At 68.6% G+C, this 4,885-nt stretch carries 5 protein-coding genes and 1 riboswitch; all 5 genes read left to right on the plus strand.

All coding sequences use genetic code 11. The features are described 5' to 3' along the window. Positions 1–273 precede the first annotated feature (273 nt). Positions 274–514: riboswitch (cobalamin riboswitch) on the plus strand. 230 nt (positions 515–744) lie between these two features. Next, a complete protein-coding gene (locus tag DTW89_RS18680) occupies positions 745–1,422 on the plus strand; it encodes an energy-coupling factor ABC transporter permease (protein ID WP_008906455.1) in 678 nt (225 codons plus the stop codon). A gap of 13 nt (positions 1,423–1,435) precedes the next feature. Further along, complete coding sequence (gene cobM, locus DTW89_RS18685) at positions 1,436–2,218, plus strand: precorrin-4 C(11)-methyltransferase (protein WP_008906454.1); 783 nt, start codon at positions 1,436–1,438, stop codon at positions 2,216–2,218. Continuing rightward, a complete protein-coding gene (locus DTW89_RS18690) occupies positions 2,215–3,105 on the plus strand; it encodes a sirohydrochlorin chelatase (protein ID WP_008906453.1) in 891 nt (296 codons plus the stop codon). The genes cobM and DTW89_RS18690 overlap by 4 nt, the downstream gene beginning before the upstream one ends. After that, entirely contained in the window at positions 3,102–3,782 is a 681-nt protein-coding gene (locus tag DTW89_RS18695; protein WP_024814083.1) for a precorrin-8X methylmutase, read from the plus strand. The genes DTW89_RS18690 and DTW89_RS18695 overlap by 4 nt, the downstream gene beginning before the upstream one ends. Further along, the coding region (locus DTW89_RS18700) for a cobalt-precorrin-5B (C(1))-methyltransferase (protein ID WP_114657031.1) at positions 3,783–4,885 on the plus strand (1,103 nt) is incomplete at its 3' end.

Genomic DNA, 4,885 nt, shown 5'->3' on the forward strand with positions numbered 1-4,885 from the left:
AAGGGCGGAAATCGGGCCTCAGCGCCCCGCGAACTGCCCAAATGGGCCGCGCGAGAGGCATAAAAGTCCAAAAAACTGCGTCATCCAGGTTTGCGCGGAAATTTTCGACGGCTTGTTCAGCGTAGCCCTAAGCAAGCACTTCAGCTTCAGGAGTGCAGCATTGGAGTGCGGAGTGTCAGCCAATACGAGCCTCTCGCCTGTGCTCCATGCTCCGATGCACGAGCTCTAGGATTGCAACGTTGCCGCTCAAACGCTCCGAGCAATTTTTGGGGGTATAGAATAAAAGCTGTTGGTGCTCGCGATGCTGTTCAGGCATCGCAGTTCAACGGGAAGCAGGAGGGCGAGTCCCACACGGACGAACCTAACCTGCGCTGCCCCCGCAACGGTAAGCAGACGGGTGGTCCAAGGCATTGCCAAGGCCCCCATTTCTCAAAATTTCGCCACTGGGTCACACCGGGAAGGCTTTGAGAAACGTTCTGTCAGCCCGGATACCGGCCAACAAGGAGGCTGCGCCCCAAGCGCAGCCGCATTACCCAAACACCGTCGGGGAAGGCGGTGAGGGGTCTTCGCCGGTGTTCTCATGTCATCCCTTCGCATTGCTTTGCGAGTCTGTGCCAGCGCCTGCGCGTGCGCTCGCCGGGGGCTGTCCGTTCGCCGACGGAACCTGTCCTCACCTCTCCCTTGGGTCTTTGCCGACTTTTTAACCGCGTTGTGTCCAACGCATCCAACCCAAGGAGTCACTTCATGCACATCGAACCAGGTCTGGTGGACGGGGCCAAGCTCGCCCTGAGCTACACCACGGCGGCCGCCTGCATCGGCTACACGGCCAAGCTGTCCGCGGACGCGATCAGAAAGGACGGCGCAGCGGCCCTGCTGTTACGGGCCGCGCTGGCCACGGCGCTGGTGTTCTGCTTTTTCGAGGTGCTGCCGCACCACCCGGTGGGCGTGTCCGAGGTGCACCTGATCCTGGGCACCACGCTGATGCTGCTGTTCGGCGCGGCACCCGCGGCCATCGGGCTGGCGGGTGGGTTGCTGATCCAGGGCCTGTTCTTTGCACCCTTCGACCTGCCGCAGTACGGTATGAACGTGACCACGCTGCTGGTGCCGCTGTTCGCCACCGCGGCGCTGGCTCGCCGCGTGATTCCCGACCAGATGGCCTATGTGGATCTGCGCTACGGCCAGGCCCTGAAGCTGTCGCTGGCCTACCAGGGCGGCATCGTGCTGTGGGTGGGTTTCTGGGCGCTCTACGGGCGTGGCCTGGGCGCCGAGAACCTGGTGAGCATCGGCAGCTTCGGCGCCGCCTACATGAGCGTGGTGCTGGCCGAGCCGCTGATCGATCTGGCCGTGCTCGCACTGGCCAAGACGCTGCGTGGCCTGCAGGGCAGCGCGGTGGTGGATCGCCGTCTGCACCAGGCCGCCTGACCGGGGGCACACCATGGGCCTCGGAACGGTCTGGTTTGTGGGGGCGGGTCCGGGCGACCCGGACCTGGTCACGGTCAAGGGGCGCGACCTGATCGCGCGCGCCGGGGCCATCCTGTTCGCCGGTTCGCTGGTGAACGAGGCGGCCACCCGCTGGGCACCGCCGGGTTGCCTGATCGCGGACAGCAAGGACATGACGCTGGAGCAGATGTCGGCCTGGCTGATCGCAAACGCGGCGCGCTGCGACACCGTGGTGCGCCTGCAAACCGGCGACCCGGCCCTCTACGGCACGCTCATCGAACTGGTGCAGCCGCTGGACGCCGCGGGCGTGCCGGTGGCGGTGGTGCCGGGCGTGTCTTCGGCCATGGCCTCGGCGGCGGCGGCGGTCGAGAGTTTCACCTTGCCCGAGGTCACGCAGACCACCATCTTCACGCGGGTGGAAGGCCGCACGCCCATGCCCGACGGCGAGGACCTCGCCGCGCTGGCGGCGCACCGCACGACCTTGTGCATCTTTCTGTCCATCACGCTGCTGCACAAGGTGGAAGCCGGCCTGCGCGCCGCCGGCTGGTCCGACGACGCGCCGGTGCTCGTGGTGCACAAGGCCAGCTGGCCCGGCGAAGAGCGCATCGTGCGCGGCACGCTGGCCACCATCAAACAACAGTGCCGCGACGCTGGCATCGTCAGCCAGGCCATGGTGATCGCCAGCCCCACGCTGGGCGCGCGCCACTGGCCCGAGCTGACCCGGTCCCGGCTCTACGACCCGGGCTTCACACACCGCTTCAGGAAAGCCACGACATGAATCACACCACGATCCTGCTGGTGGGCCACGGCTCGCGCGAGGACACCGGCAACCAGGAAATCCGCGTCTTCGTCGACCAGTGGCGCGCGCGCCAGCCGGCCTGGCGCATCGAGGTCTGCTTCATCGAATTTGCCGCGCCCTCGCTGCACGATGGCCTGCTGGCCGCGGCGCGGTCGTCGCGCCGCGTGCTGGTGCTGCCACTGATCCTGAATGCCGCCGGTCACGCCAAGATGGAGATTCCCGAGGCCATCGAGCACGCCCGCGAGCACGCACCCGGCGTCGAGTTCCTCTACGGCCCGCACCTGAGCGCCTGCGACCCCATCCTCGCCATCCTCAAGCGCCGCCTGCGCCAGGCCATGGCCACGCTGGACATGCCCGACCCCACCACCACCGGCGTGGTGCTGCTGGGCCGGGGCTCGTCCGACCGTGGCGCCAACGGCGACATGGCCAAGATGGCGCGCTGGCTGCAGGAAGAAAGCGACCACGAGCTGGTGGACCTGGCCTTCACCGGCATCACCTTTCCGCGGCTGGAGCGCGTGGTGCAGCGGCAGGTGCTGATCGGCCTGCGCCAAGTGGTGGTGCTGCCCTACTACCTCTACACCGGCACGCTGATGCAGCGCATCCACCGCCAGGTGGACCACCTGCGGGCGCAGTACCCGCAGATCCGCTTTGCCTGCGGCACGCACTTCGGGTTCGAGAAAGAAATCTTCGAACTGGTGGAGCAGCGCGTGCACGACCTGCTGGCCGGTGTGCCCGACAGCAAGCTGCCCTGCGACGGCTGCAGCTACCGCGAGCTCGCACACGACATGGGCCATGGGCACTCCCACGAGCACACGCACGCCCCGGTGCACGTGCACAGCCATGCGCACGAGGGTGCTGCCGCATGAGCACGGTCAACACCGTCACCGAGCAGCTCACCGCCGCCGGCCAGGCCATCGAGCACGACAGCTTCGCCATCATCGACGCCGAGGCCGGGCGGCACGCCTACTCGGCCGAGCAGTGGCCGATCGTGCGCCGCATGATCCACGCCAACGCCGACTTCGAGTTCAACGGCCTGACCGACTTCCACCCCGGCGCGGTGCGTGCGGGCGTGGCCGCGATGCTGCGCGGAGGCACCCCCGTGGTGGCCGATGTGGAGATGATCTGTTCGGGCCTGTCGCGGCCGCGCCTGGCGCACTTCGGCATGTCCACGCACCAGTTCATCAGCGACGCCGACGTGATTGCGCAGGCGCAGGCGCAGAACACCACCCGCGCCGTGCAGGCCATGCGCAAGGCACACCGCCTGGGCCTGCTGCAGGGCGCCGTCGTCGGCATCGGCAACGCGCCCACCGCGCTGATCGAACTCGTGCGGCTGATCATGGAGGACGGCGTGCGCCCGGCCCTGGTGGTGGGCATGCCGGTGGGTTTCGTGTCGGCCGCAGAGTCGAAAGACCTGATGGCGCAGATCGCCGACGTGCCCTGGATCGTCATCCGCGGCCGCAAGGGCGGCTCCACCCTGGTGGTCGCCGCCCTGCACGCGCTGCTGGCGCTGGCCGAGGCACAGCAACGCGCCGAGGGCGCCTGAATGGAAAGCACCACCCCGCGCGGTACACGAACCGGCTTCACCACCGGCGCCTGCGCGGCCGCGGCCGCCCGGGCCGCGGCGCAGGGGCTGGAAACCGGGCAGGTGCCCGACGCCATGGAGAGCCTGCTGCCCAACGGCCAGCGGGTGCGTTTTGACGTGCACGACAGGCGCTGCGATGCGCACAGCGCCCACGCCATGGTGGTGAAGTTCGCGGGCGACGACCCGGACTGCACCGACGGCGCGCACCTCACGGTGGACCTGCGCCTGCTGCCCGGCAAGGCAGGTGAGATCGCGTTCGTGGCCGGCGACGGCGTGGGCACGGTGACGCTGCCTGGCCTCGGGCTGGCGGTGGGCGGTCCGGCCATCAATCCGGTGCCGCGCCAGAACATCGCCGACAACCTGCGCGAGGCCGCGCCGAGGCTACTCACACAGCACGGGCTGGAGGTCACCGTGAGCGTGCCCGGCGGCCAGGAGATGGCGAAGAAGACCACCAACGCGCGGCTGGGCATCCTGGGCGGCATCAGCATCCTGGGCACCACCGGCATCGTCAAACCCTATTCCACCGCCGCCTGGCGGGCCAGCGTGGTGCAGGGCATCCAGGTGGCGGCCACGCTGGACCACGGTGTGGTGGCGCTGACCACCGGCGGCCGCACCGAGACATTTGCCATGCAGACGCTGCGTGCGGAACGCCCTGGCCTGCCCGCCGCCTGCTTCGTGCAGATGGGCGACTTCCTGCGCTACGCGTTGGATGAGGTGGTGGCCCAGGGCCTGCCCGAGGTGGTGCTGGGCGTGATGGTGGGCAAGCTGACCAAGATCGCCCAGGGCGAGACCATCACCCACGCCAACCGCAACGTGGTGGACACCGACCTGGTCGCCGAGATCGCCCGGCAGATCGGCGCCACGGACGAAGACTGCGCCGCCATCGCCGCTGCCGAGACCGCGCGCTTCGGCGCCGAGCTGATGGTCGAACGCGGCCTGGGCCCGGCCTTTCACCAGGCGCTCGCACAGCGCGCCATCGACACACTCACCGCGCCCGAGCGCTACGGCCACGCGTTTGCGCTGCGCGTGCTGGTGTGCGACTTCAGCGGCAAGCTGGTGGCCGA

It is taken from the genome of Acidovorax sp. BoFeN1 (genome assembly GCF_003345135.1).
Classification (GTDB): Bacteria; Pseudomonadota; Gammaproteobacteria; order Burkholderiales; family Burkholderiaceae_C; genus Acidovorax; species Acidovorax defluvii.